This is a genomic window from Bradyrhizobium sp. 2S1 (assembly GCF_011516625.5).
Classification (GTDB): domain Bacteria; phylum Pseudomonadota; class Alphaproteobacteria; order Rhizobiales; family Xanthobacteraceae; genus Bradyrhizobium; species Bradyrhizobium septentrionale.
Genome location: NZ_CP147717.1, coordinates 4,892,603 through 4,919,461, shown reverse-complemented (window position 1 = coordinate 4,919,461; position 26,859 = coordinate 4,892,603). Strand labels below are relative to the sequence as shown.

Here is a 26,859-nt window from a genome sequence, read left to right as displayed (position 1 = left end):
TCATGGCCTCCAGAATCTCATGGCGTTCCATCAGGCGATCTTCCTTATGCTGTCGTAGCGGCCACAATCGGCCGCGGGTTCGATCTTCAGGCGCAGCGCGTCGGGCGTAATGATGCTGGGCGGCGGCGTGGGCTGCCGTCGGCGTGCCAGCACGGTCAGAATTACATCGCCACTAGCGAGGCCCGCTTCCAGCGCTTCGGCGCAGGCGCTTTCGACCGCGGCGAGCCCGTGATCGAGCACGGCGCCCAACACCTTGACGAACTGTCTGTCCCCGTCGGCGTGTTGCTTCAGTTTGGCGTGGACCTGGGTCAGGGCGGGTGGCAGAGCCCAATCCTTGAACGGCGCGCCGTTGCGCAAGGCACCGGGCTTCTTCATTAGTACCGGCAGATAATGCCAGGGATCGTAGATGATCTGGTCACGCCGGAAGTGGCGCGGATGGTCGGCGACCACCTCGTCGCCCAGCAAGACGACAATCCGTTCGGCATGGGAGCGCACCAGAACCATCCGGCCGGCGGCGCGCGCATCGACGCTGTAGCGATTGTGATCGGCCATGATCAGGCAAGTGGTGCTGGCCCTAACGGCCTTCTCGACGAACCCGTCGAAGGGGCCGCGAAGCTCCATCAGGCTCGCGCGTTCTTCCTGGAACACGTCCCAGATCGGCCGATCCTTGAACTCCGGATGCCTGGTTCGTTTGGCGTAGGCGATGCACTGATCTTCCAGCCACGCATTCAGCTCGGGCGAGACTCTTGACCCGAGGCTTCGGCCGGAACATCTGGTCACGCAAGTTGCCAACCTGGTTCTCGACCTGACCTTTCTCCCATCCCGAGGCGGGTGTGCAGGCCACCGGGTCGATCAGATGGTGCGAGCACATTTGCAAAAAACGGCGGTTATACCGGCGCGCCTTGCCAACGAAGATCGCCTCGACCGCCGTCTTCATGTTGTCGTAGATGCCGCGCCGGCAAACCCCGCCATAGAACCGGAACGCCTTGTCATGCGCGTCGAACACCAACTCCTGAGTCTCGCGGAAGTAGACGCGCACAAACGGCATGCGGCTGTGCGACAGCTTCATGTGCGCCGCCTTGACCGTCAGCGGCAAGCCCTGGAGCGTGATCGTCTCGTGGCTCCAGTCAAACTGGTAGGCTTCCCCAGGCGCAAAGCTCATCGGCACATAGGCATGAGCCGGGACCCGGGCGCGTTCGTCGCGCCAGGACTTGACGAAGCGATGCACGCTGTCGTGCGCGCCGTCATATCCGCGCCCACGTAATTCCTCAAACAGCCGCTGCGTCGAGCGGCGTTCCCGCTTCGGCAGATTAGCTTCGGTTCCAAGGATCTCCGTCAGAGCCTCGACCCAGTCGCCAAGCTTAGGCGTCGGCTGAACGCCCCGCGCGTATTTGAACTCGGTCTTGTGGCCCCGAATGACCTTGCGCACCGTCGCGCGCGATACCAAAAGCGTGCGCACTATCTCCTTGATGGAGCGGTCCTGCTCGAAATAGGCGCGCCGTATCTCGCCGATCTTGTCCACGCCAATCATCCCCATCAGCCCTTCCCGGCCGACTGAGGCCAAAGGGAAGGACGCTGACACACAACGTCAAAGGGGGGTCTTTATTGGACGCGAAAACCGCCCCTTAGGGGGGCATTATTGCAAGCGAATTTACATATTGGCTTTCGAGATCGTCCTCCGGCCGGAACAGGCCCTGCCCTCCGGTCTGGCGCTGGCCGCGCGTGATCGCTCCCAATGTATCGAGCCGGCGCGCGATGGTGCTGAGAAAGCGCTTTTCTGCCTTCACGTCGGTCGCGATGGGACGAAACAGCGGCGGCTGCGCCTGATTGGTTCGGTTCGTCCGGCCGAGCCCCTGGATAGCGGCATCCGCCTTCCAGCCGGGCTCGAGCAAATAGTGGACCCGCAGGCGGCGATTCCGCGCCGACAGCTCGGCATGGTAGCTCCTCCCCGTGCCGCCCGCGTCGGAGAACACGAGGATGCGCTTGACGTCATCCATGAACGCCGAGGTCTCGGCGAGGTTGGCCGAACTGGCTCGGTTTTCGACCACCAGCCTGTCGCCCTTGCGAACGATGCGCCGCGAACGGCCGGTCACCTCCGCGACCATGTCAGTGCCGAAGCGCTGGACGACCTGGTCCAGCGCACCAGGGACTGGCGGCAGCGAGGCGAGCTTCTCGATGAGGCGGTCGCGGCGGGCGACGGCGTCCCGGCTCTCGACCGGTTGGCCGTCACGATAGACAGGCTGGGAGCAGAGATTGCCCTCCTGGTCGGTGAACGGCTCGTAGAGCTGGACCGGAAAGGAATGGGCGAGATAATCGAGGACATACTCGCGTGGGGTGATGTCAACCTGGACGTCGCCCCAGTCCTCCGTTGGTATCTCGGCCAGCCGGCGCTCCATCAGCGCTTCACCGGTCGAGACAATCTGGATGACGGCGGCATGGCCAGCGTCCAGATCGCGTTCGATCGAGCGGATCAAGGATGGCGTCTTCATCGAAGTCAGGAGGTGGCCAAAGAAGCGCTGCTTCGCGCCTTCGAAGGCAGATCGCGCCGCTGATTTCGCCTGGCCGTTCAGCGTTCCGGTTTCGCCGGTGATGTTGGCGGCTCGCATCGCCGCGTCGAGGTTGTTGTGGATGATGCTGAACGCACCTGCATAGGCGTCGTAGATGCGAACCTGCTCGGGCGTAAGCTGGTGCTCGATGAGCTCGTACGCGACGCCCTCGTAAGAGAGCGAGCGGGCCGCGTAGAGGCCGAGCGCCTTGAGGTCGCGCGCAAGTACCTCCATGGCCGCAACGCCGCCCTCCTCGATCGCCTCGACGAACTCGGCCCGCGTAGCAAACGGGAAATCGTCGCCACCCCACAATCCCAGCCGCTGGGCGTAAGCCAGATTGTGTACGGTCGTGGCGCCCGTCGCGGAGACATAGACGACGCGGGCATTCGGCAAGGCGTGCTGGAGCCTGAGCCCCGCACGGCCCTGCTGAGAGGCCGCCTGGTCACCGCGCTCGCCCCTCTGGCCTGCCGCGTTCTGCATCGCGTGGCTCTCGTCGAAGACGATCACTCCGTCGAAGTCGGAGCCCAACCATTCAACGATCTGCCGCACGCGCGAAAGCTTCTCACCGCGCTCGTCGGTGCGCAGCGTAGCGTAGGTGGTGAAAAGGACGCCTTGCTCCAGACGGATCGGTGTGCCCTGCCGGAAACGAGACAGCGGCGTCACGAGCAGCCGCTCCATGCCGAGCGCTGACCAGTCGCGCTGCGCGTCCTCGATCAGCTTGTCGGATTTGCTGATCCAGAGCGCGCGGCGCCGGCCCTTGAGCCAGTTGTCGAGGAGGATGCCTGCGACCTGCCGACCCTTGCCCGCGCCGGTGCCGTCGCCCAGGAACCAGCCGCGACGGAAGCGGACAGCGTTTTCTGCGTCGTCGCGCGCAGCGGTCACAACATCAAAGGTCGCATCGACCGTCCAAGAGCCCGCAAGACATTCGGAGTGCGCCTCTCCGGCATAGATGACGCTCTCAAGCTGGGCGTCGGACAGGATCCCATCCGCCACGACATTGGCCGGCAGATGTGGCCGGTAAGATGGCTTCGGCGGCGCGACCGAGGCCATCGCGGCGGACTGCACGAGTTTGGTCGGATGCGCATGCACGTCCAGAATACGGATCGCCTGCAGTGCGTATTCCTCATACAGCGCGTCGGAGAGCCGGGCACCTTCCGGCGGCGACCACTCGACGGTCTCATGCGTAAGCTCCACGCCTTCCGGCGCGACGCCGCCCGGAGTAGACGATGGACGTGGCGCAGAGGCGCCGAGCGATCGTGACCTCGTAGGGCGCCTGGTGACGTCGATCACGACCGGTGCGGCAACAGGCAGCCTCGGAGGCACATGCTGGGTCACCCAGCCTAGCAAGGTAGCGACATCGGCCGCCATGCCGGTCGAGGCCGGAAAGATCCTCGGGTCTGCCGCGGGCTGCTTGTCGATGACAAGCAGCCTTGTGTCGGTTTGTGTTCCGTGTTTCGCGTAAACGGCACCGTCGACCGCGGCAGAAAACACGACCCGCCCGCGCTCCTGGAGGCGAACGAAGGCATCTCGCCATGCCGGATTGTCGGGCGAAAGGCTCGCGCCGGTAATGGTGACCAGACGACCGCCGTCGCAAAGCCGCGCCAAGGCTGAGGCGACGTGCCGGAAAGCCACGTCCGCAATCCGTCGATCGACATTCGCCAATGCGGAGAACGGCGGGTTCATCAAGACGACGCTCGGCACAATACCCGCATCGAGGTGATCATCGATCTGGGCGGCGTCGAAGCGCGTTACCGCAACGTTGGCGAACAGTTGATCGAGCAATGCCGCGCGGGCCTCGGCCAACTCGTTCAATACCAAGGTGCCACCGGCGAGCTCAGCAAAGACGGCGAGCAGGCCGGTCCCCGCGGAGGGCTCCAAAACCCGGTCAGAACGTGTGATGCCGGCCGCGGTGCATGCAGCGAACCCAAGGGGGATCGGCGTCGAGAATTGTTGAAGGGCCTGGCTGTCCTCGGATCGCCGCGTGTGGGTGGGCAGACAGCGCGCGATTCTCGCGAGCATCGGCAGCATCGCGGCCGGCGAGCCAGCCCTGGCCCGGATAGCCGGGCCAAACTTGCGAAGGAACAGAACTGATGCCGCCTCGCAGACGTCATAGGCGGTCTTCCAGTTCCAGACGCCAGTGGCGTCTGGAAGCGCCGAAGGCAGCTTCCATGGCGCTACGCAGGACAGCGGCATCGATGCGACGGCCGCGCTCGAGATCAATCACGAGCTGTCGCGCGGCCCTGACGGCGACGGAGGTGAGAGTTGCAGCGGCGCGCATCGAGAGCGGCGCGGCGGCAGCGCCGCCGGCGAGAGATTCGGTCATGACACGGTTCTTTCGGAGAGCAGGAATGGGTCGAACCATCAGGCGCTCTGCCTAAACCCCGACGGTTCAAACCCTTCCCGGCCTAGCTCTCCCTCTCAGCCCTCATGCATAAGAATGGGGACCGGCGCGGCACACCGGTCCCCAAGCAATTGCCGGGACGGCCCGAGCCGTCTCCGTCTACGATGTCATTCAGCCGCATCCAGCTGTTGCGGATCATCTTCGCCCGCGTTATCCCGATCCTCGTCGGCGGCGAGGAATTCGGGCAGCGGGCCCGCTTCGCTCTCCTGCTCCGCCGACGACGCATTCGGCTCGACGAGACGCAGCGGCTCCGGCAACCAGCCCGAGCCATCGAGAAGACGCTCGGCCTCCTTAGCCATGTCGGCCTTCTTCAGGTGGTCGATCAGTTGCGCGGAAGACTCTCCTCTTGCTTCCCGCACCGCCTCCAGGATGCGAGGCTTGGTGACCCGGCCGAGATAGTTGTCGACGGAGGGCTTCCAGCCCGCTCGAACCATGTCGAGGTCGACAGCGCGCGCCAAGACATCTGCCTGGTCGAGTCGGGTGCGGACGCCTTGGGCGGGGACGCGGCCCTGATTGTAGCGGTTGGCCGGCTCATAGACTGCGTTGACCGCGAATGACGCGCAGTGAGCAAACAGGGATGCCTGTGCGTCGCCATCGAGGGCTGAAAGAGCATCCCAGAGATCGCTCTCCCCCTTCGGCAAACGTGCCTTCCAGGACTCATGCCGCGCCTCAACGGCCTTCGCTGAGGTGCTTTCCCTCAGGCCGGGAGCCTGAGCCGGAAAGGTCGGCGTGCGAAGCCCGATCTCAAGGCAGCTCCCGGACGATGCGAACCGGTAAAAGGCCGTCAGCACGAAATTGTGCAGCACCGCCTGGAACGCGATCGCAGGATTTTTTGCCAGCGCATCACGCAACGCCAGTGTGCGATGCGCTGTCAGCTCGGTGATCAGCCGATCAGGCAGAGGTTTTGTCCCGTCTTCGTCATCTTCTTCCGCGTCGGCGCCGCCGCCGGCCACCGCGATGATCGAGCGCTGGACGGAAGTACCAGCCGCGTTCCCCTCGATCGACCGGGTATCGCCGCCTTGCCCGACATCAGGATCGTCTGCCGACACGTCGTCTTGCGGACGGACGTAACCCCGATCTACCGAAAGGCGGCCTTCGGAATCGATGCTAACGAAGACGCCGGCGCGGACAATCTCGGCCGGATCGTAAATCATCGGCCGCTCCTCGAACGCAATCAGTGCCGCCTCGATTTCGCCGAGTCGCTGATCGACCTCGTCGGGCAACTCGTCGGCATCCTGATAATCGGATTCAAGCTTGGCTTGCTCGGCGTTGAGTGCGTCGATGGTGGCCTGCTCCTCTGGGGAGAGATCGACAGGTTTGCCCTCTATTTCGCGCAAGCCATCCGCATGGCCGTAGGGGAACTCGACGGCGAGCGAAATCCACTTCCAGCCTTCGGCCGCGATCGCCTCGGCCTCGGCCTTGAGCTTTTCCGTCACGAGGCGGTCGAGCAAAGCTACGTCCTGAAGCCAGCCGCCATCATCGTGCTCGAACAGAACCCGCAAAACGCCGCCGCCAGCCTGCTCGTAAGCATCCAGCCCAATAAACTGAACGCGGCGATCGGTGGCGCGCACGGTATTTTCGGTCAGCATTCGCCGGATCTGATACGGTTCATCATAGCCGGATCGGCTGACGCTCTCCCAGACCTGCTCCTGCCTGGCGTGGTCGGCAGTAACAGAGAAGGCCATAAGCTGCTCGAGGGTCATGCCGTCTTCGGCATAGACGTCGTGCAGCTTTGGCGACACGGACGCCAGCCGCAGTCGTTGCTTCACGACAGCCGGCGTCACGAAATGCCGGGCCGCGATATCCTCCTCGGACATGCCGGCGCCACTCAGGGTCTGAAAGGCTCGGAACTGATCGAGCGGATGAAGCCCTACCCGCTCGTCATTCTCTGCGAGCGAGTCGTCTTCAGCGATGCCACCCTCGCGCAAGACACAAGAAACGAGTTGCGTCTTTGCCATGCGCTTCTGCATCACCAGAAGTTCCAGCGCACGATAGCGCCGGCCTCCGGCCGGCACCTCGAACATGCCGGTCTCATTGCCTTCGGCGTCCACAACCGCCCGCACGTTGAGACTTTGCAGCAGCGTGCGCTGCGCGATGCTTTCGGCGAGTTGCTCGATGGAAATGCCCGCCTTCACAAGCCGGACGTTGGATTGGCTGAGGACCAGCTTGTTGAACGGAATATCACGCGAGGGCGACAAGGTGATCTTTTGGACAGGCTTCGTCATGTCGATTCTCCACGACGGGCGGCCGAGAGCCTCTCTCTCGACCTCCAACCCGTCGCGGAAACGCCCCTGCCCTCTCACTCTCGCGCCCGCGGCGGCCGAGTAGAGCCTCACGCCGCCTCCTGCTCCGCTCTCTCCGCCATCACGTCGACAGCGCGCTCTGGCAAGAATCCAAGGAGATAGTCCGCGACCTTGCTGGCCTGGGAAGCCGCCCGGACAATTGCACGATTTTCTTCCCGCAAGACTTCAAGCCACGAGCCGATATAGTCGGCGTGCCGCACCGTGGGCACGATACCGAGCGAGGCGCAACCGAACGCAGAGGCTATCTCCGCAACCAACTCCTCAAAGGCATACTTCTTGGTTCCAAAGCTGCCCGACAAGTCGCGGTTGAGACGTGATGGATGGCCGCTGGCATGCGCCAGCTCGCGGAGGGCTGTTCGATGCCAATTGATCGGTTCGAAATAGGCTTGCGGTGGCGGCACCTGCACATAATCTTCCGTCGGCACATAGAAGGCGCGGTTGCCGCCGATGCGGAAGTCGATGCCGGTCGCCTTGATCAGGTATTCGACCCGTGGCTCGATCAAGCCTGGCGGCGGAGGCGGTGCCGTTGTTGCGATCTCTGGAGGCAAGCCGTCGCATTGATCGCTGTTGAAGACCGTGAAGCGCTTGAGGAATCGAATGGCCTGCACTTCCTCGCCGTTCTCGCTCGCGTGGCGCCTTTCGTCGACCGGCACAAAGCGGTCGGCGTAGACGACGGTCGTGCCGCGCTCGCCCTTGCGGACGTGACCTCCGAGCGACAGCGCTTGGCGGAATGTAAGCCAACTCTGACCGGTGAACGCGCGCTCAGTGGCGGCGCCCCAGAGAATTAGAATGTTAACGCCGCTGTATCGGCGGCCGGTCGCGGCGCTTTTCGGCATGGCCAAAGGCGACTTCACCGCCGCGGTACCCCAAGGCTGCACCCACGGCACTCGGCCAGCCTCCAACTCGGCGATGATCTTGTTGGTGATGTCGTCATAAAGGCTTGTCCGGTCCTCACCGGTGCGCGCCCGAGGATCATGTCTGGACATCGCGGATCTCCGCGACGGGCGCCGCGAGCCTCTCTCGCAGCATGTAACCCGTCACGGCAAAACCGCGCGACACTCTTACTCTCAGCCTCTAAGTGAGAATGCGAAATCTGCGACGCGGCCCGCCTTCCGTCCAATTCTTCAAGGGCCGACCAGGCGTACGCCAGCGGCGCATCGCCTCAACGGAAAATGGCACCCGCAGGAGCGTGAGCATAGCGACGCCGAAGGCGGCACGCGGGACCGAGTGCAGCGACAAGACCGGTTAAGAGGGCACCCGGGAACGGGGCAGTGATAGCGACGCCGGCATACTTCATGGCGGCGGGCCCCTTTCCCGAGTGCCCCCGGCGAGGAGCTCCGCAGCACTTGCGCGAGGGATCGAAGCAGGATGGCCGAGACGCAAAGCGGCTCGGTTCACGAGAGCCCGATGCGGCGGAGCCGCACGCGCGCAAGCGGAAGAACCCAACCAAGGCTTGGGTCGGAGGACCTAGATTTCCTCGCGCGCATTTGTCTGCGGGTCATAAATTCTAATCTGAAGCATGGGAAAACGCTTCTTTAGTTCTTCGCCACCAGCCCTGGCGCCGTCCCTGGTTGCAAATTCGGCTTTGAGCCGGCCGTCCACTTCAAGCGCGTAACCAGAGGCCGGCAATTCACGGGTGGCTGCAACCATTTCATTCCCATTGTGCAGTGAGGCGATTGAGAACGATGGATAGCGTGAGTCGCCCAACGCGCGCCAGAGCCACCTGCCCAACTGCGGTGACAGGCCAACGCACGTTGTGGATTGGCGGCTTGCCGGGATCGCATCAAGGATGGGCATTTGCATCGTCCGAGCAGGCGGACGGCTTTCCACTTGCGCGGATGCAGGCACGGTACAGCCACGGCTCGACGTAGCTGCCCTTCCAGAATCCCTGGCCGGTGCGCTCAGCCTCGCGCTGAGCTTCGCGATACCTGCCTTTCGAGTATTGGGGCCAATCCAACGCAAGGCCGTTGCGCACAAGCCATTGTCCAAGATCCGCGCCACCGGCCGAGCAGGTCGCGACCGTGCGGCCATACGGGTCGAGGCTGACTGGAACACAAATGACGGGACGGCGGGCAATGAAGGCGTCAAGGTCGTTCGCGGCCTGCGCACCGCAACGGTATTGTAAGCTGTCTTCGCCGCGGCACAGCTGGCTGCTCTCCGGCGCGTCGATGCCCCAAAGCCGAATGCGCAGTCCATGCATTTCCAACGTATCGCCGTCGATGACGCTGACCTGTCCGACAAAATCGTCGGCCAAGGCCACGCTCGACAGAATGGCGAAAACCAACGCGACAGAGGTTCGACGCATGCCAATGACCTCGTAGTTACCGCAAGTCTTGCAGATTGGATTTTGGCCAACTCTCAATTGGCTTCAGTGCCGGCGGGCGCTCGGGCCGTTCGGGACAGTGAAACTGTGTGCCCGCAGTCAGCGTCCCTCGAAGCGAGCCCAGAGCAGAATCGCGTTCATCTGCGATTGAATTTATAACGCTTCCAGACGCCGTCATTTTCTATGACTTCGCCGGTCGCCTTGAACGGCTGGCTGTTCCAGCCGGCGAAGCGCGTAAATTTCGTCCCAGTGCGCCCCTTGCTTGTGTAAGGCCAAAGGCGTTGCAGCGCCCTTTTACGAGGCGCTGAAATCGTCATGCACGACGCGGAATGACACTGCCTGCGAACCTCCATCAGGCCGTTACGGAGCTCGCTCCCGAGGAATGCGGGACGGGGTCGCGAAGCCCTGGGGCGTGTCGATCGCCGATTATGAATGCTCGGCGCGTCACGTCGCGCTCGCCTCCAGCGGTACATCCAGCCGGACGGTCACCCCCTTTGGCATGTTGGAGACCACATCAATGTGTCCGTCGAGTTGAGCGAGCAGGCTCTTGATCACCTTGAAGCCCAGGCTTGCCCGCGGCTGGTCGATATCGAAATCCTTCGGAAGGCCAATTCCCCGGTCCGACACCTCCACGTGTAAGTCCTCCCCGCGCCTTTCGCCCGAGACGTGGATGTCGCCGGATCCGTCGGGATAGGCATGCTTGGCGGAATTCGTCACAAGCTCGTTGATCAGAAGGCCCAGCGGAATCGCCTTATCGGCTGAAATCATCAGGTGGCCGAAGGTACAGCGAACCGTGTGGGGAACCGTCTCCTGCAGCTTTCGGCAAAGCTCGCCGGCGAAATCGGCGATATCGACGTATCCGATCCTGGCGCTACGCCATAGATGATCGTGGACCTGCGCGATCGTGGTGATGCGCGAAGCCGCGTCCTTGAGGGCATCCTGGACTTCCTCCGACTGCGCGCTACGGCTCTGTACCCGCAGCAGCCCCACGACGGACGCCAGGCTGTTCTTGACGCGGTGGCTCATTTCCCGCGTCAGCATGGCCTGGTGGTCAAGGGCCTGGCGGAGATCGGCGTCGGCATGCTGGCGCTCGATGGCGATGCCGAGCAGCCCGGCGAAACCGGCAAGGAAGTTCGCATCGGCAGGATCGAATTGCCCAGGTTCGGGACTGTCGACCTCAAGGACTCCGAACGGCAGACGACCTTCGCCGCCGCGCGCGATCAGCACGTTGATGGCGCGCCGGATCCCATGATCCGACAGGAGCTTCGGCGTTCGAAACCGGGTTTCCTCCTGGAGGTGATTGGAAATCACCATCTGTCCGGTTTGGAACGCGTAGCCGGCGGGGGATTCGAGATCGACGCCAAGAGACACTTGGCCGATCACCTCCGATTCCCAGCCGACGCCGGCACGCACCAGCAGCCGTTCGTCGTCGGGCATATACTCCAGAACCTTGGCGAACGGGGTTTCGAGGCCTTGGGCGCAGAGCTCGGTTGCGCGCTGCAGGATTTGCTCGATGTCGCGGGTTTGCAACGCGGAACGGCCGAATTCTCCCAATAGGGACTGCTGTCGCAGGCGATATGGAAGCTCCTGCCTGGTCGCGTCGGTCGCATCGGCAGGGGCCGATATCGACTCTTTCCCAGATGGAGCTGGCATGGGAATCCTTCAGGTAATCGGGGGCGAGCTCTCAGCGTTCCGAACTTAGCACGATGCCGATGCGTTGGCAGGGATTTCGGGTTCTGGACCGGTCCTGCGCGCACTTTCCCCGGCCCATGGAACGATGCACCCCCGGCGCACTTAGCTCGGCAAAGGAAGGTGCTTTGGAGGGCGTCAGCAGTCGGCCGGCCGGTCGTTCTCATCGTAGAAGACGAGTCGCTGCTCCGGACCAGCGGGGCGGAGATGGTCGCTGAGGCGGGTTACGAAGTGGTCGAAGCTGGCAACGCCGACGAGGCGATCGCCATCCTCGAAGCCCGAGCGGATATCCATATCGTCTTCACCGACATCCAGATGCCGGGATCGATGGACGGCCTCAGGCTTGCGCGGTTCGTGCGCGATAGATGGCCCCCGATCAAGCTCGTCGCCACATCGGGACGCGTGACCATCAGCGATGGGCGACCTTCCGGAAGGCGGAGTGTTCGTCCCCAAGCCTTACACCGCCGCAACGATCGCCGAGGTCCTCGGGAGCCTCGCCGCGCCACCTTGAGGATCGAAATCCTGACGGTCCACGGATGCTTCACGTCCGCAATTCGACGTCGCGTCCTGCCTCGCGTGGAGGCGCTCCATTTAACCTTCGCCTGAGAATGGCCGCCGCACGATGATGGATTTTCCTATGTGGGCTTGTGCGACGCGCCGCGTTGCCCCTCGATGGCGATGGGCGGGGCCGTGACGCAGGCGGCGGCTTCGTCCAACGCAGCCTGTGCCTTGTCGACGGACGCCTGCCGTCGTTCATACTCCTTCTTCCTGGCCGCCTCTTCCTTTTCCCGTTCGCGATCGCGGCGTTTCTGCTCGCGTTCGTACGCGAGTGCCGCCTTCCGCTCCGCCGCTTTGTCGGCGGGCCGCAATGAACTTTTCTTCGGTTTGCGGGCTTTCGACTTGCGGGTGACTTTGGCCGGTTTGTCGGTGTCGTCCAGATCGGTGGGTAGGTCGGCATGCTCTCCGAACGGGCCGTCGGATCCGACGGGGCGCTTGAGAACAACGCCCGGCTTCGCCATGGTAGCGGCGATCACATCTGGATCGCGGCTTTCCCTGGCTGCGCCCTGATGGAAGAGGTTGCTGTCGGCGCCCCACGCCTGCAGCGCCGCCTTCATAGATGGCGCGGCCATTGCCTGATCAAAGAAACCCAGCGAGGTCTGATAGGTTTTCAGTTTCTTGGCCATCTGTCTGATCCGCCCCTCCCCGATCAATCGTCAGCGTCGCGCACGTCACGGCGCCCGCGGAACATGACGCGCCCTCGTGGCGTTCCCTAATCCTTGAAGGACGTCCATGCATTTCGCAACGCGCTCTTAAGGATTGGCCTCGAATGAGCCGGACGTCGACCCTGCCCAAGCGCCTGCAGCCGATGCTCGCGACGCTCACCGACGCGCCGTTCAGCGACCCCGACTGGGTTTTCGAGGACAAGTACGACGGCTTCCGGATGATCGCGGAAATCCGGCGGGGCAAGGTTGCACTCTACAGCCGTAACGGCAAGATCATCAGCCGGAGCTATATCGAGGTCGCCAAAGCGCTGGAGGGCGTGAAGGGCGACGCCGTGATCGACGGCGAGCTCGTCGCGATCGGCAAGGACGGCGTCTCACATTTCCAGCTGCTTCAAAACGCGCTGCGCCATGAAGCGAAGCTCAAATATTGTGTCTTCGATCTCATGTTCGAAAACGCAACGGACTTGCGCAAGCAGCCTCTTCTCGAGCGCAAGAAGCGGCTGAAGGCAATTCTGCCGCGCGACAAGCTGATTGCCTTCAGTCCTCACCGCAAAGGAGACGGCACGAAATTCTTCGCCGAGGCCGAACGGAAAGGTCTGGAAGGCGTTATGGCGAAACGCGCGGACAGCGCGTATGCGTCCGGAAACCGGACTCCGGATTGGCTGAAGATCAAGACGGCAAAGCGACAGGAAGTGGTGATCGCGGGCTTCACGGCGCCCAGGCGCAGCAGGCCGTTCTTCGGCGCCCTGGTCCTCGCCGTGCGGGAAAACGATACATGGCGCTACATCGGACATGTCGGACTGGCTTCAGCCACAAGGTCCTGGAAGACCTCCATGCCAAGCTCGTGAAGCTGACGGCCCCTAAATCACCCTTCCCTGCCAAAGTGAAGGATGAGGCCGTCACCACGTGGGTCAGGCCTTCGCTGGTTGCCGAGGTAAAATTCGCAGAGTGGACGAGCAAGGGCGAACTGCGCCAGCCCGTCTACCTCGGGTTCCGGTCGGACAAGCGGGCGAAGGATGTCGTGCGCGAGCGAGAACGTCCGCGCAAATAGAGCTTCCCTTCGGGCGTAACCGGCGGGCGGAACGAATTAACGCATTCGCCTCCTCGGCTGTGAATTCCCTGCGCGGTGGTGCGCTCAGTCGCCTCCAAGGTCGTGGATTTCCGGTCGCATGCCCTCAGGCGTGATGTCGAGCGTCGCAAGCGTGATCGGCAGCTTGAAGCGTCGCGGTCCCGCGCTGCCCGGATTCAGGTAGAGAACGCCACCGACCGTGTCGATCTTCGGCATGTGGGAATGCCCGGAGACGATGACGTCGATGCCGGCGCCAAGATCGACCTGCAGCGTCTTCAGGTCGTGCAGAACGTAGAACTTTCCCGCCAAGCGCACGAGTGTCGTGTCTGGGTGTTGACGGGCCCACTCGCCGATGTCCACGTTTCCACGGATGGCGGTGATAGGCGCGATCCGGCGAAGCGCATCGACGATCTCGGGGCGCCCGATGTCGCCGGCATGAATGATGTGATCGACGCCCGTCAGGCCTCGTTCCGCCTCAGGCCTCAACAGGCCGTGCGTGTCCGAAATAATTCCAATCCTGAGCATCATTTTCCGTCGCTCTCAGCCGCGATCGCCAAAAGACGATCGAGAAGTTCTACCTGAGCGGACAGCATCTTGGTCCGTGCGAACTCGATATCGAACCATTCCGCGCGGTCTACTTCGGGAAAGCTCTGCCGCCGACCTGTTCGGGGCGGCCATTCGATATCGAAGGTATTGCTGGTCAGCGCAGCCGGGTCAAAATGGCCTTCGCCTGCGAATGCGATGACGCGCTTCCCTCCTCGCTGCCGGATCTCCCCGAGCGGTTGGAGTGGACCAATCGAAGCGCTGTGGCCGAGCTCCTCGGCAAACTCGCGCCGCGCGACCTGCTCTGGAGCATCCGCGGCATCGATTTCGCCCTTCGGAATCGACCAGGCGCCATCGTCCTTCTTGCGCCAGAACGGACCGCCGGGATGAACGAGCAGAACTTCGAGCCCGCGAGCGCCAGAATGCCCGCGCTCAAGGTCGATCTCCTGGAAGTCTTGTTCAGCGCAGCCATATCGCTCCTATTTTGCGGCGCAGACCCAATGCTAAGCAACGGCGGAAGATCTGAGGAGCGACGACTGCCTACTTGCGCAACAACGAACGTTCGAAACAGGCTAGTAGCGCAGCAGGCCCCGGATACACCTCGGCGCACCCGGCTTTCCGCAATTCGTCCTCCGTAAAGCCTCCGCAGAGTACGCCCACCGTGCGAACTCCCGCCTTACCCGCCGCTTCCGCATCGTACGGCGTGTCACCAATCGCGACGGCGTCGGCGCCTTCGATCTTAAGCTTCTTGAGAACGATCTTGAAGATATCCGGCGCCGGCTTGGATTGCTCTACGTCGTCGGAAGAAGTTTTCAAATCCACAAGGTCGGTGATGCCTGCGATGTCGAGATACTGGTCGACTTCATCCTTCTTCGCCGAGGACGCAACGGCGATCTGAAGTCCGGCGTCGCGCACGCGTCGCAGCAAATCCGGGACCGCCGAGAAGGGACGCACAAGCGGCAGATACTCCGTCTTGAAACGATCGCCACGCCACTCCTCCAGTTCTCTGCCGTGGTCTCGCTGGTCATCGGCGGACAGGAAGACGGGAATGAGCTTGTCTCCGCCCTTGCCTATCTGGCCTCTCACCTGCTCGAAGCTCACATCGTGGCCGAACTTGAGCAGAGCTTCCTGCCATGCCAGCGCATGGAGATCCACCGAGTCCAGAAGCGTGCCGTCCAGATCGAAGATCGCCGCTTTTGGCACTCACAGTCCTCCATGGTCGGAGCGAGCTAGTTTCGCATACCAGTCGGCATAAAGCGTTTTCCTCGCAATGTGCCGGTTGAGATCAGGCGAGCCGTCGTCCCACCATACCGGGCCGCGCTCGCCGAGCGCCTGTTCGAGCTTGTCCACGGCCCTATGCGCCATTGCCTCCGCCTCCAGGTTGGCCGCTTTCTCTGCGTCGCGTTGCGCCCTCCGGGGCCCCCATCAGCTAACCGACGACATCGGCTCGCTTGACCTCGTCGAGACGGGATTCGCCATCCGCCAGAGCCAGCCGCGGACGACGAAGCAACGCCCGTCTGGCGTCACTGGACGTTTCACGACACGCTAGGCTGACTTCCGCTGCGGTCGGGCCGCCGGCTTCTTTGCCGAAGCCTCCTTGGCCGGTTTCTTGCCGGCGATCGGCATTAGCATTTCCTTCTGGCCGGGTGCCGCCTTGCGCGCCTTCTTGGCTGGCTTCTTCGGCGCCTCTGTCGCTGCCGCCGCGCCTCCTCCGATACTCTTGCGCAGCGCGTCCATCAGGTCGACCACGTTCTCACCGCGCGGACGTGCTTTCGCGGTGATGGGTTTGCCTGCGCGCTTCTGGTTGATGAGATCGATGAGGGCGGTTTCGTACTGGTCTTCGAACTTATCCGGCTCGAAGTGACCCGCCTTCTGATTGACGATGTGCTTGGCGAGATCGAGCATGTCCTTGGTGACTTTGACATCCTGGATCTCGTCGAAATACTCGTCCGCAGAACGCACCTCATAAGGGTAGCGCAGCAGCGTTCCCATCAGACCCTTGTCCATGGGTTCTAGGGCGATGATGTGCTCACGATTGGTCAGCACCACGCGTCCGATCGCGACCTTGCTCATCTCACGAATGGTTTCGCGGATGACGGCGAACGCATCGTGCCCAACCTTGCCGTCAGGACACAGGTAATAGGGCCGGATGAGATATCGCGGATCAATCTCGCTGCGGTCGACAAACTCATCGATCTCGATGGTCCGCGTCGATTCCAGCGCGACGTTCTCGAGCTCCTCCTTGGTCACCTCGATGAAAGTGTCGGTGTCGACCTTGTAGCCCTTGACGATGTCTTCGTTGGCGACTTCCTCGCCAGTATCGGCATCCACCTTGGCATATTTGATGCGGTGACCGGTCTTCCGGTTGAGCTGATTGAAGGAGACCTTTTCGGATTCCGACGTGGCCGGATAGAGCGCCACCGGACAGGTGACGAGGGAAAGACGCAGGAAGCCTTTCCAGTTAGCGCGGGGGGCCATGGCGGGGGAACTCCACTACTGTTGCCGGATTCAAGACGAACGAACCGGCTTGGTTCCGACATCGCGGCCTTCCCAACAGGGCGATTTTTTCTCGGATGTCTGCCCAGGCGGGACTCGACTTTTGTTCACTTTATGTTCTAATTCGGAATGACCGATCGACCCGCGAGCTGGCGCATGCCGCCCCCGAAGCAGATGGAAAAACTGGCCGCTCAAGCCGCCCGCAGGCCGGCTCCTTCCGCTGCAGTTCCAGATTCGCCGCTCCCGGCCGAATACTGGGAATCGGTACTCAGAGCTGGCGCCGGTTGTTTGGACAGCGCCCCGCGGGATTTAAGTGGATTCCTGCCGGGTTATGCTGAACGCGGGGCCTTACGATTTTGTCGTTGCGTCGGGAGGGCGTAGCCCGACCAGAGCGACGACAAAATCGTCGGCGACGGTCATGCGGCCATCACCATAGCTTGCGTGCCGAAGTAAGCCTCGTCGGGCGTGCGCCCGTCAAGGCTCGAGTGAGGGCGTCCCTGATTGTAGAAGGCCAGATACTTGGCAATTGACGCTCGCGCCTCGGACACGCTGTCGTAGGCGCGGAGATAAACTTCTTCGTATTTGACCGTGCGCCAGAGCCGCTCGACAAACACGTTGTCGCGCCAGGCGCCCTTGCCGTCCATGCTGATGGCGATCTTCGCGTCCAGCAGCACATCGGTGAACTCGAGGCTGGTGAACTGGCTGCCCTGGTCCGTGTTGAAAATCTCGGGCCTGCCGTGCTTCGCCAACGCCTCCTGGACCGCTTCGACGCAGAAGGCCGCCTCCATTGTGATCGAGACGCGATGGGCCAGGACCCGTCGGCTGAACACATCGACGACCGCCGCGAGATAGACGAAGCCACGCCGCATCGGAATGTAGGTGATGTCCATTGCCCACGCCTGGTCGGGCCGCTCGATCTTCAATCCGCGCAACAGGTACGGGTAGATCTTGTGACCCGGTGCCGGCTTACTCGTGTTCGGGCGACGATAGACCGCCTCGATCCCCATGCGCTTCATCAGCGTCGCGATGTGGCGGCGACCGGCGTATACGCCCTCCCGCCGCAGCAACGATCGCTGCATACGCGCTCCCGCGAAGGGATAATCGAGATGCAGCTCATCGAGCCGACGCATCAAGGCAAGGTCCTCGGCCGAAACTGGCCGAGGTTCATAGTAGACCGTGCTGCGAGCCAGCTTCAGGACCTTCGCCTGGCGCACGATAGAAAGATCATGACCGCGGTCGATCATCGCTTTGCGCTCAGCAGGCCCGCCTTGGTGAGCGCGCCGGACAAAAAATCGTTTTCCAACGCCAGCTCGCCGATCTTGGCATGTAACGCCTTCAAATCGACCGGCGTCTCGGCCGACGCCTTGTCATGCCCAAACACGCCGGCGGCGCCTTCCAGGAGCTGGTTTTTCCAGATCGTGATCTGGTTCGGATGAACATCAAACAGTTGCGCCAGCTCCGCCAGCGTCTTGTCGCCTTTGACCGCAGCCAAAGCAACCTTCGCCTTGAATGCCGGAGAATGCATCCGGCGGCTCTTCTTCGTCATCTTCGCTCCTGATTCGCAGCAAGAATCCTCGCCGCTGTCAGGCAGAAAATCCACTCAAGCTACTGTCCGAATTTGCGGAGCCAGCTCTCTCAAAGACTCGCGCGCCGAGGCGACCGGGGCCCAGATGCGGCAGCGGCGTCTTTCGGAAATTCAACGCCACGTCCTGCGCATCTCCTGCCGCCGCTGCGAGCGAACCGTGGAAATCCAGACCGCCGATGCAGTCCGATTGTATGGCAGCAACGCGGTCTGGAAGGACGTCGCGCAGCGACTGCTCGACAACACCTGCCAGCAGCGCACCGGCAGGCATGAAGAAGACGGGTGCTGGCCGGCGTTCGAGACGCCGTAGCCCGCTCTGGATTTGCCGATCCGATCTCTATGCGCCTGGATGTCCGGATGGCCCCGAAGTATCACCCTACGCCCCTGTCGGGCGGCGACCGAAAGGCTCTGGCGAAAGAGCTCGGCAAGGCGCGGGCAATGGCCAACATCCTGGCTACCCGCTCGGCGGAGACGCGAGCGAAGGGGGAAGCGCTCATCCAGCAGGCCGACAAGCTGCTATGCGAGAGTTGGAACGAACGCATGTGGTCAGACGGAGAACCGATTGATCCGTCCCCGACGATCGACCAAGCGGTGAATGGAGGCTTCCCTTGGCTGGAGATCCAGTGCGCGCGCTGCAAGACGGCGAGCGACGTTGACCTCGCGGCGATGAAGCATCCGCCGACCACCTTCGTGCACGATCTCGCCAGCCGGCTGCGCTGCCGCAAATGCGCCAAGGCTGGCCGGCGTCCTTCCGCGACTCTGCTACAACTAGCCTGGCAGCCGCGCCACCCTCGGACCGAAGCCTGACCGATGTGCAATCTCTTGTCTGATTGCGGTTGCTGGCACAAGGGTTCAGCTCGTTACCGACAGCCTGCGAGGCTCGCTCTTGTCTACGAGGTCGACGTTCATAGCCGCCTCACGATGGTAGTCCGAAGATCGGGAGCTGCTATCTATTAGGCGCGTGCTGCAGGCACAGAGGTTGCAGCGCAGTCACCCCGACCTCGTCCTCGCAGGACGTCGTCCCACCTTTTCGGCGGATCCGCTGAATTGCTAATTGATCATGCGGTCGCCTCCTCGCGGGTCCATCGGAACTCGCTTCCATCTGCCCAGATCCGATGCATCACGATCGCTAATTTTCGTGCGACTGCTACGACCGCTCGGCGAAGGCCGCGTCGCTTGGCCACCCTTACACCCCAAGCTTTCAATGCGGACCAACGCTTGGTGCGGGTTAGAAGTGCAAGCGCGGCCTGATAAAGTATGGTCCTGAGCATCACATCGCCACACCTCGAAATAGCGCCATTCCGATCGGTTTCCCCAGATGCGTATTTGCGTGGCGTAAGGCCAAGATGCGCGCCAACATCGCGGGAGCGTTGAAAGCGATCTGGGTCATCAATGGTTGTTAGAAACGTGATTGCCGTCAGTGCACCTACGCCCGGTATCGTCATGAGCCGCTGACATGTCGGTTCGCGGCGTACTATTTCAAGTACCATCTTGTGCAGGACGCCGTACTGTTCACGCAGCGCGGCTCGAGCCACAAGCATTGGGCGCAGCATCGCCGCGAGTCGTGGATGGCCATCTGTGAGTTCATTAGTCTGCTGCTCAAACGTCGCTTGAGATATACGACCAGACAGCTTTAAGCCGAAGACGCGTAAGACGCCGCGAATTTCGTTCTCGATATCGATCTGCTTGATCAAAAGCGTCTTGCGATTGTTGAGAAGCATTCGTAGCTCCTGGCTCACGTCACCCTTGATATGAACAACGGTGTACCAGCCGACCCGCATTACCTGTGCAATGGCGCGAGCGTCGTTTCGATCGGTCTTAATCGGCATCGTCTTAGTCACGCCACGCAGTCTTCGGGGATCGATGCAGACTGCGTGTAAGCCGGCAGCACGCAGTTCGCTGTACAGCCAACGAGCGAGACCACCAATCTCAATCCCGATCTTGACAATGGGCAATCCGCTTTCGTTGAGCCAGGCAACAATAGCCTCCGGTTCCGAAAGTGCCTTGCCCTCGCGAATGACGACGCCATTCTCGTCCACAACACAGATAGCCGTCTCCTTTAGCGAAACATCCAGACCGACATAGTGCTTCATGTTCCCGCTCCTGCTGCCACCGGCTCGCCGGCTTCCCTTCCAGGCTGAGCCTTTCGAGCAGCAACCGCAATCACCCCATCTACTCGATAACGACCAACCAAGCCGCGATCAGCGCGTTGTTCCGCGTCGTGAACCGATACGTCGGCAATCTGGCGCCGATGCCCGGGGTTTTTCCGGACTACAAGGCACCGATCGTGCGCAACGGGGCCGAGGGGCGCGAACTCGCTACGGCGCGCTGGGGAATGCCGTCGTCGTCAAAAGCGCTGATGGACGCCACGAAGAAACGAGCCGAGAAGCTGCAGGCCAAGGGCAAGACCGTCGATTTCAAGGAACTGCTGCGGATGGAGCCAGACGGCGGCACGACGAACATCCGCAATGTGAAGAGCAAGCACTGGACGAGATGGTTGGGAGCCGAAAACCGCTGCGTGGTGCCGTTCAGCTCCTTCAGCGAGTTCAACAAGGCCGAGGGCGGCGATATCTGGTTCGCGCTCGATGAGACCCGCCCCCTCGCCTGCTTCGCCGGCATCTGGACGAACTGGACGTCGGTTCGAAAGGTCAAGGAAGGCGAGACGACCAACGACCTCTACGCGTTCCTCACGACAGAGCCGAATGCCGAGGTTGGTGCCATCCACCCCAAGGCGATGCCCGTGATCCTGACGACGCCGGACGAAGTCGAAACCTGGATGACGGCCCCTGCGGACGAAGCCCTGAAGCTGCAGCGGCCGCTTCCGGACGACACGCTCCGGATCGTCGCCCGCGGCGTCAAGGAAGATACGGCCGGGCTAGCGACGTGAGCACCGAGGACGATGAAGACCAAGCAGCTTCCCCGAGCCGCCAGCGCAAGATCATCCACATCGACATGGATGCCTTCTACGCATCGGTCGAGCAGCGGGACAATCCGGATCTTCGCGGCAAGCCGGTCGCCGTCGGTGGATCCCGCGAGAGGGGTGTCGTGGCGGCGGCCAGCTACGAAGCGCGCAAGTTCGGCGTCAGGTCGGCCATGCCATCGGTGACCGCGAAGCGGCAATGCCCAGACCTGATTTTCGTGAAGCCGCGTTTCGAGGTGTACAAGGCGGTCTCCCAGCAAATACGCGAGATCTTCGCCGAGCACACTCCGATCATCGAGCCGCTGTCGCTGGACGAGGCCTACCTCGACGTGACCGAAAATCTGCAAAGCATTCCGTTGGCGCGGGACGTCGCGTTGGCGATCCGTGCGAGGATCAAGGAGGTAACGGGTCTCAACGCCTCGGCCGGCATCTCCTACAACAAGTTTCTTGCGAAGCTCGCCTCCGACCACCGCAAACCCAACGGCCAGTACGTCATCACGCCTGAGATGGGCCCGGCATTCGTGGAAACCCTGCCGGTCGACAGATTTCACGGCATCGGGTCTGCGACCAGCGCCAAGATGAATGCGCTGGGCCTGTACACGGGGCTCGATATGCGCAATCAGTCCCTCGAATTTATGCAGACCAATTTCGGCAAGGCCGGAAGCTATTACTATTGGATATCGAGGGGTGTCGACAACCGCGAGGTCAGAGCCGACCGTGTGCGGAAATCCGTGGGCGCAGAAAACACCTTCTCCATTGATCTCACTGAGTTCAAGGCGATGGTGTCGGAACTGCAGCCTTTGATCGACAAGGTCTGGCGGCACTGCGAAGAAAAGGGCTCGCGGGGCCGGACAGTAACGCTGAAGGTCAAATTTGCAGATTTCGAGATTATGACACGCAGCAGGTCTGTCCCCGCCGCCGTGTCGAGCAGAAGCGATCTGGAGCGCTTGGTCATCAGCCTGCTCAAGAACGAAACGCCTCTTCCAAGACCGGTTCGGCTCTTAGGTATCTCACTCTCATCGCTACACTCCGAAGATAGCGCGGAGCCACAGCTGGATCTGCCAATCTAGACCGTGTGGATTACCACTTTGTTTCGGTGTTTCAGCTCGTCTCCTATCATGCCAGTCTCCTACTCATATGTGTTCGCGACGGAAGTCTCTCGGGATCGGCTTCCCTTCCTCTAGTCGCTTTTCGCGGGCCTCTCCTACCTTCATCCCTTCGTTCAAAACATAGAGCAGGGTGACGGCACCGTTAATTCGCCCTCCCAGGTCGAAGCGGCTCTCGGAATCCATATAGTGCCCGGCGACGGCGTTGAGGACGGCTGTTAGCGACAACAACGCCGTTTTCACTTTCAGCCTACTCGCGTCCGCGAGCTGCGTGGTCGGTTGCTCGAGCGCGAGCAGTAAGTCGCTGTGAGCAATCCGTCGATTTCGCCAGTCGCGGCAAAATGCAGTCTCCGAAACTGCATCCGCGACGAGCTGCGTTACCCGAGCCTTCAGCTTCGCGTCGCCGATCAACGGCGGTAGCGCTTGGATGCTCAGGTTCTGTCTACCAGCCCTACCGGTCTTCGCCGGGTCGGTAAGACGCGAGATACGAAGCAGTGTTAGCTCCCATAGCTCGTCTTGAAGCATGTGAAAGAAGGCCGGCGCCGCACGATTGAGTAAGTCGATGCGCTCGGGCTTGCTGCCGAACAGCTCGACATACTCTTTCCAATACACGTGAACGACCGCTACCGATTGCCAAAGGGCTGAGTACAGCGCGCCAAGCGGCTCACCCATGGCCGCTATGTTCGCGGCTTTCGCCTCGTCCGCCGTGTGGCTAGTCATCAGAAGCCTACTTCCACTGGACCCAGAGCTTCTGAGTTTCCGCCAAGAAGTCGAGATGGCCCTGGATGGGCCAAGACGTGTGGCTGTTGTCGCGAACGAGCGGATGGATGCCGTTAGCGCACATGAGGGCGCTGGCATCTGGCGGACTGTTGAGCCAGCCCCAGCACTTATCGACCGTGTTCGCGTAGCTCACGCCGAACTCGCTTACTGGCACGTTGTAAAGCATGCCTTCAATGAAGTAGGAGGGAGCGACGCCGCTCTTTATCTTCCCGTCCCGAATGAGCCGATTGCGCATGTTCTTGAAGATGCGCACGGTCGGCTTGAGCCATTCGGCCGTCGCCTGATGCTTCCGAGTCATATTCTCGGAATGCTGCTTCGGGTAATTGACGATTTCAGTCCCGTTGGTCTGTAGTGAATAGAATGCCCTCGATGCACTCTTTGTCCTGTTCGCTGTAGTAACGGGAATACTTCTTGTGCGACGCGACCAGCAGAATGTCGGAGCTGCGCCGAGTCCCATTCGCCTTAAGCCGCAGGGCCTTCTTTCCCGAGGTGTCCAGGTCGCTTCCGTACTGCTTGTCGAGCCACGTGATTACATCGGTCCGAAATGACTTCAGGGTGTATTCGGCAGGGGTTGGATACGCGGTTTTGAATGCCGTTTTTTCCGGCCCTGACAGGGCGTCGATGTTGTAGTGAAACAGACCTCGGGTGCGCAGGACGATATCGACGTCGCTATCCGCGCCGTAGACGTTCGTATCGTTGCCGTATGACCCTTGCAGGAATGAGTCGATGCGTCGGGACGAATAAGGCGCGTCCTTGTGTTCGATGACGCCCTTAATCGACTGATACGTTGCCGCGGACTGCGCGGCGGCGCCTACGTGCGTCCACGTCTCAAGCTGAGTCTCAGGAATTGCCACGCCGCTCTCCTATAGAATCTTCCTCAATGCATTTTCATACTCGCGAAACGATTGCCGCCCCCGCTGCCAGAGCTGGTCCAGCTTCGTCAGGTCATGCTCGAACAGATCCGTCGCCATCTCAGGCTCGGTGTACCGGGTGCTTATCCGTACCGTGTCGATGTCATGGAAGAGGATGTGCCGGAGCTGGTTCATCGACTGCGTGTTGATTTCGAGAACCCGTTGCAGCAGCCGGACGGTGAAGAGGTAGCCAATCCATCGCATCGCGCTGAACACGCTCTTTTTCGGAGCGGGATATTCACCAACGCCCACACTCACAACGCGTATGTGCTTGCGGTCGAACTTCAGCGCGTTCGTCGCGTCAGCAATCGCGTACAGCGTCGGATTATTCGCACAATAGCCGCCATCGATGAGCACGATCGCCTCGCCGTCGCTCGTCGTGACCGTCTTCTTCCTGAAGAAGGGATACGCAGAACAAGACGCCTGCACCGCATCCGATATCTTGCAACCGAACCCCGGCACGAAATTCGGCTTGTCGCCATGCGCTTGGTCGACGGAGGTCTTGAAAATCATCGGCGTCTCGAACGCCCATCGAGTTGACACGATGCCGACGTTGGTCTTTGTCGCCGTGAAGTCTTGGTCCTTGAACACATCCGCGGCCAGAGCTTCGAGCGCTGCCGTCTTGTTGCCCGGCAACCAATACTTCATGACCTCCACGACATGCGACTTGTAGAGTTCTAGAATCTCATCGACCGGATGCCCGAGCGCAATTAAAGCCGCGATGATAGAGCCCGTGCTGGTGCCGTAAATCAGATCGAACCGCTTGTGCAGGGGACCGACCATCCCCTCGATGCCCCTCAGGACCCCCAGTGTATAGAATCCCTTTGCACCCCCGCCATCGAGGCTGAGGATGCGGCACACCTTGGGTTCTTCTGTCTCCGCCATTACCCGTCCGTTGCGTTAGGCCGACTCGGCACCTGCAACGGGAACTATACCCGTTCCCGGTACGTTCATCGGAACATTTCCGCGTATCCTCGCTATTCACAAACTTCATTCCAGGTTCTGGACGCCCTGAGTCTCTGTTTTTCGGCAGGGGCACCTCTCCCTCCCCGGCGCCTACCGAGGGTCGCTCGCTTGATGAAGAGATAGTCGCGCAGCGCGCAAGCGATGCCGGTCTCGAGATCGAAGCGTCCGTTCGTATCGTCGCGAGCTTTTGCTTGCGCGATGACCAAGAAAGCAAAGAGATCCTAGAATCCGGGAAATGATCGCGCTGGATCACGCCACGGCGGCCATCGCGACAAGCCGGCGATTCTCGCCCCAACCACAATAAAATGAAGCGCGGCCACCGATCACGAAAACTAGGGCGTCATCTCTGCGCCGACCCATCTGATCCGCCCAAGTGTCGCGGTCAACGCGCGAGGGAGAGGGCCTTTCCTCCGGGTGCGTGTGCCATTCACCAACGAAATTGACGGTGCGGTCGCTAGCCCGTCCTATTCGTGAGAGTGCTTTTTTTAGTCCGATTGATGTGGCCGCACATCTGCTCTGACGAGGCGCGCGGGATTGCCTTCGGCTTTTCACCGCCTGACGACCCGTACTTTGCAACGCGCTTGAGGGATGGGTTGGGCGAACGGGGGGCGGACGCCCCGCCGGTCAAGGACCGAGCGGCAGCAGCGCGCCTGGCAAGCCGCGGATCAGGTCGGCTTCGGGACATGCCGCGGCAAACGCAAGGCGAATGCGGCTCGTGGTCTCGACGACACGGGCAGCGAGTTTCAAGAGACGAAGACGCAGCGTCGCGAACTCGGCTGTGGCCAATTCCCGGGCTTTGGGAATCGCGTCGCGCACGGTCAGCATCAGCCAATAAGCGGCGGTGTGGAGAACGAGGCGGACTTGATTGGCGAGCGCCGAACGGCAGCTGGTGCGATCGGAGGCGAGCTGTGTCTTATGCAGCTTGATCAGATTCTCGGCTTGGCCGCGCGCGCAATACAGGCTGTCGTAGATCCACTCGGCCGAGCCGACATCGAGGCTGGTGACGACGAAACGGATGTCGAGGCCGAGCATCGTCGCCTCAATACGGGCGACGGTACGCCGTTCGCGATCCCAGGACTTGGCCTTGTGGCGCGTCTCGGTATAGCCACGCAGAACCGGCAGGTTCTCGATGGCGCGTCGCGTGCGGATGTCGTCGGCGGCCTCGTCGAGTTTTCTGGCGAGCGGCTTGGTGCCGGACAGACCGAAGATGTAGTCGATGCCGTTGGTCTCGCACCACGCCATTGCCTCCGGCCGGGCATAGTGCCCGTCGCCACGGAACGTAATTCGCGTGTTGTGCCACCGCGTCCGGATATGCCGTATCAGGCGGCGCAGATGGGCACGCACCTCGACGCCGCCCGGCGTCTTGCCGGGCCGCAACACGACCGCCACGGGCCGGCTCTTCTCCGTGTCGTAGACGTGGATCGGCAGGAAGCAGCGTTCGTCATAATGAGCGTTGAACAGCGAGAGCTGCTGATGGCCGTGGACGACATCGCAGGTATCATCGATGTCGAGCGTGACGGATGCCGGCTCGCGCGGGTAGCTATCCATCCATGCGTCGACCAAAGTGTAGGTCAGTCGGATCACGTCGCGCAGGCGCGGAGCATTCTCCAGCCGCGACAGCGTCGGTTGGGAACACAGATCGCGACCCGTGTCCGGCAGCCGTCCGCAGGCCAGCTTGAATGCGGGATCGGACCGCAGATGATCGAGGTCGTCGGCGTCCTCGTAGCCGCAGCAGATCGCGAACATGCGCGCGCGGAACATATCGACAAGGCTGTGCACGACCCGCGTCGGATCGCGCCGATCCGGGAACACCCGGGCCAAATTGTCGGCCAAGCCGAGACGCCGCTCGGCCATCGCCAGAAGCATCACGCCCCCGTTCGAGGTCAGCCGACCGCCATCGAAGGCAGCTGTGACTTTCTTGGCGTGAACGGCTGGAAACGAGAAGGGCAGAATCGTATCATCGGTCATGGCGGGCCTGGCGTTCGCGGTTGAGGTGATGGG

General features: G+C 61.8%; 22 protein-coding genes and 5 pseudogenes. 6 read left to right on the top strand and 21 right to left on the bottom strand.

The window, feature by feature from the left end:
- Nucleotides 1-30: 30 nt before the first annotated feature.
- The 7 genes and pseudogenes from istA to HAP54_RS23240 all read right to left on the bottom strand — a co-directional run bounded on the left by istA (nt 31) and on the right by HAP54_RS23240 (nt 11,226).
- Nucleotides 31-1,531 (bottom strand): annotated as a pseudogene (gene istA, locus HAP54_RS23270) (IS21 family transposase).
- 124 nt (nt 1,532-1,655) lie between these two features.
- Nucleotides 1,656-4,869: pseudogene (locus HAP54_RS23265) on the bottom strand (strawberry notch-like NTP hydrolase domain-containing protein); the annotation flags it as partial.
- A gap of 185 nt (nt 4,870-5,054) precedes the next feature.
- On the bottom strand, nt 5,055-7,172 hold the full coding sequence (locus HAP54_RS23260; RefSeq protein ID WP_166304018.1) for a ParB/RepB/Spo0J family partition protein: 2,118 nt from the start codon (nt 7,170-7,172) through the stop codon (nt 5,055-5,057).
- Nucleotides 7,173-7,279: 107 nt separating this feature from the next.
- Nucleotides 7,280-8,236, bottom strand: a complete 957-nt coding sequence (locus HAP54_RS23255; protein WP_166304016.1) for an ArdC family protein — start codon at nt 8,234-8,236, stop codon at nt 7,280-7,282.
- A 481-nt stretch (nt 8,237-8,717) separates the two neighbouring features.
- The gene (locus HAP54_RS23250) at nt 8,718-9,047 is read right to left on the bottom strand and encodes a hypothetical protein (protein WP_224741814.1); all 330 of its coding nucleotides are present in this window, start codon (nt 9,045-9,047) and stop codon (nt 8,718-8,720) included.
- Nucleotides 9,034-9,555, bottom strand: coding sequence for a thermonuclease family protein (locus tag HAP54_RS23245; protein ID WP_166304013.1), 522 nt, complete (start codon nt 9,553-9,555; stop codon nt 9,034-9,036). Before HAP54_RS23245 ends, HAP54_RS23250 begins: the two co-directional genes overlap by 14 nt.
- A 462-nt stretch (nt 9,556-10,017) precedes the next feature.
- Nucleotides 10,018-11,226 carry a sensor histidine kinase gene (locus HAP54_RS23240; protein ID WP_166304011.1) on the bottom strand — a complete coding sequence of 403 codons (1,209 nt, stop codon included), beginning with the start codon at nt 11,224-11,226 and terminating at the stop codon, nt 10,018-10,020.
- 243 nt (nt 11,227-11,469) lie between these two features.
- Here HAP54_RS23240 and HAP54_RS23235 point away from each other — a divergent pair.
- Nucleotides 11,470-11,773 (top strand): annotated as a pseudogene (locus HAP54_RS23235) (response regulator).
- A gap of 124 nt (nt 11,774-11,897) precedes the next feature.
- Here HAP54_RS23235 and HAP54_RS23230 read toward each other — a convergent pair.
- Nucleotides 11,898-12,446: a cell envelope biogenesis protein TolA gene (locus tag HAP54_RS23230; protein WP_224741815.1), complete on the bottom strand. Its 549-nt coding sequence runs from the start codon at nt 12,444-12,446 to the stop codon at nt 11,898-11,900.
- Nucleotides 12,447-12,589: 143 nt separating this feature from the next.
- Between HAP54_RS23230 and ligD the strand changes: the two are divergent.
- Nucleotides 12,590-13,536, top strand: a pseudogene (ligD, locus tag HAP54_RS23225) (non-homologous end-joining DNA ligase).
- 84 nt (nt 13,537-13,620) lie between these two features.
- On the opposite strand, the gene HAP54_RS23220 reads toward ligD, so the two are convergent.
- From HAP54_RS23220 to HAP54_RS23195, 6 genes are all read right to left on the bottom strand, one after another.
- Entirely contained in the window at nt 13,621-14,082 is a 462-nt protein-coding gene (locus HAP54_RS23220) for a metallophosphoesterase family protein (RefSeq protein WP_166304008.1), read from the bottom strand.
- Nucleotides 14,079-14,495 carry an NUDIX domain-containing protein gene (locus HAP54_RS23215; RefSeq protein ID WP_175619845.1) on the bottom strand — a complete coding sequence of 139 codons (417 nt, stop codon included), beginning with the start codon at nt 14,493-14,495 and terminating at the stop codon, nt 14,079-14,081. The genes HAP54_RS23220 and HAP54_RS23215 overlap by 4 nt, the downstream gene beginning before the upstream one ends.
- Nucleotides 14,496-14,637: 142 nt before the next feature.
- Entirely contained in the window at nt 14,638-15,300 is a 663-nt protein-coding gene (locus tag HAP54_RS23210) for an HAD family hydrolase (RefSeq protein ID WP_166304006.1), read from the bottom strand.
- Nucleotides 15,301-15,447 carry a hypothetical protein gene (locus HAP54_RS23205; RefSeq protein ID WP_248114464.1) on the bottom strand — a complete coding sequence of 49 codons (147 nt, stop codon included), beginning with the start codon at nt 15,445-15,447 and terminating at the stop codon, nt 15,301-15,303. It abuts the gene before it with no gap.
- A gap of 195 nt (nt 15,448-15,642) precedes the next feature.
- Complete coding sequence (locus tag HAP54_RS23200; protein WP_166304003.1) at nt 15,643-16,575, bottom strand: Ku protein; 933 nt, start codon at nt 16,573-16,575, stop codon at nt 15,643-15,645.
- A 434-nt stretch (nt 16,576-17,009) separates the two neighbouring features.
- A protein-coding gene (locus HAP54_RS23195; RefSeq protein ID WP_166204126.1) for an IS3-like element ISRj2 family transposase occupies nt 17,010-18,139 on the bottom strand; the annotation gives its coding sequence in 2 pieces (ribosomal slippage) (nt 17,010-17,887 and nt 17,887-18,139; 1,131 coding nt in all).
- An 82-nt stretch (nt 18,140-18,221) separates the two neighbouring features.
- On the opposite strand from HAP54_RS23195, the pseudogene HAP54_RS23190 reads away from it, so the two are divergent.
- A pseudogene (locus tag HAP54_RS23190) lies at nt 18,222-18,485 on the top strand (hypothetical protein); the annotation flags it as partial.
- Nucleotides 18,486-18,532: 47 nt separating this feature from the next.
- Nucleotides 18,533-18,982, top strand: coding sequence for a hypothetical protein (locus HAP54_RS23185; protein WP_166308265.1), 450 nt, complete (start codon nt 18,533-18,535; stop codon nt 18,980-18,982).
- Nucleotides 18,983-19,233: 251 nt separating this feature from the next.
- Here the strand turns inward: HAP54_RS23185 and HAP54_RS23180 are convergent, their stop codons facing one another.
- Nucleotides 19,234-20,268, bottom strand: a complete 1,035-nt coding sequence (locus HAP54_RS23180) for an IS110 family transposase (RefSeq protein ID WP_166298543.1) — start codon at nt 20,266-20,268, stop codon at nt 19,234-19,236.
- A 44-nt stretch (nt 20,269-20,312) separates the two neighbouring features.
- On the opposite strand from HAP54_RS23180, the gene HAP54_RS23175 reads away from it, so the two are divergent.
- Together HAP54_RS23175 and dinB are read left to right on the top strand one after the other, a co-directional pair.
- A complete protein-coding gene (locus HAP54_RS23175) occupies nt 20,313-21,062 on the top strand; it encodes an SOS response-associated peptidase (protein WP_175619843.1) in 750 nt (249 codons plus the stop codon).
- A gap of 65 nt (nt 21,063-21,127) precedes the next feature.
- The gene (dinB, locus tag HAP54_RS23170; protein WP_175619842.1) at nt 21,128-22,165 is read left to right on the top strand and encodes a DNA polymerase IV; all 1,038 of its coding nucleotides are present in this window, start codon (nt 21,128-21,130) and stop codon (nt 22,163-22,165) included.
- 63 nt (nt 22,166-22,228) lie between these two features.
- Here dinB and HAP54_RS23165 read toward each other — a convergent pair whose 3' ends face one another.
- The 6 genes from HAP54_RS23165 to HAP54_RS23140 all read right to left on the bottom strand — a co-directional run bounded on the left by HAP54_RS23165 (nt 22,229) and on the right by HAP54_RS23140 (nt 26,826).
- Nucleotides 22,229-22,921 (bottom strand): hypothetical protein, encoded by a 693-nt coding sequence (locus tag HAP54_RS23165; RefSeq protein WP_166303998.1) that lies wholly within the window; start codon nt 22,919-22,921, stop codon nt 22,229-22,231.
- Nucleotides 22,922-22,928: 7 nt separating this feature from the next.
- Complete coding sequence (locus HAP54_RS23160; protein WP_339156850.1) at nt 22,929-23,279, bottom strand: hypothetical protein; 351 nt, start codon at nt 23,277-23,279, stop codon at nt 22,929-22,931.
- Between the two features lie 34 nt (nt 23,280-23,313).
- Nucleotides 23,314-23,835, bottom strand: coding sequence for a nucleotidyltransferase domain-containing protein (locus tag HAP54_RS23155; RefSeq protein WP_166303993.1), 522 nt, complete (start codon nt 23,833-23,835; stop codon nt 23,314-23,316).
- A gap of 9 nt (nt 23,836-23,844) precedes the next feature.
- Complete coding sequence (locus HAP54_RS23150) at nt 23,845-24,777, bottom strand: patatin-like phospholipase family protein (protein ID WP_166303990.1); 933 nt, start codon at nt 24,775-24,777, stop codon at nt 23,845-23,847.
- Nucleotides 24,778-25,107: 330 nt separating this feature from the next.
- A complete protein-coding gene (locus HAP54_RS23145; protein WP_175619474.1) occupies nt 25,108-25,410 on the bottom strand; it encodes a Mov34/MPN/PAD-1 family protein in 303 nt (100 codons plus the stop codon).
- 72 nt (nt 25,411-25,482) lie between these two features.
- A complete protein-coding gene (locus tag HAP54_RS23140) occupies nt 25,483-26,826 on the bottom strand; it encodes an IS1380-like element ISBdi2 family transposase (RefSeq protein WP_166204320.1) in 1,344 nt (447 codons plus the stop codon).
- Nucleotides 26,827-26,859: the final 33 nt, after the last annotated feature.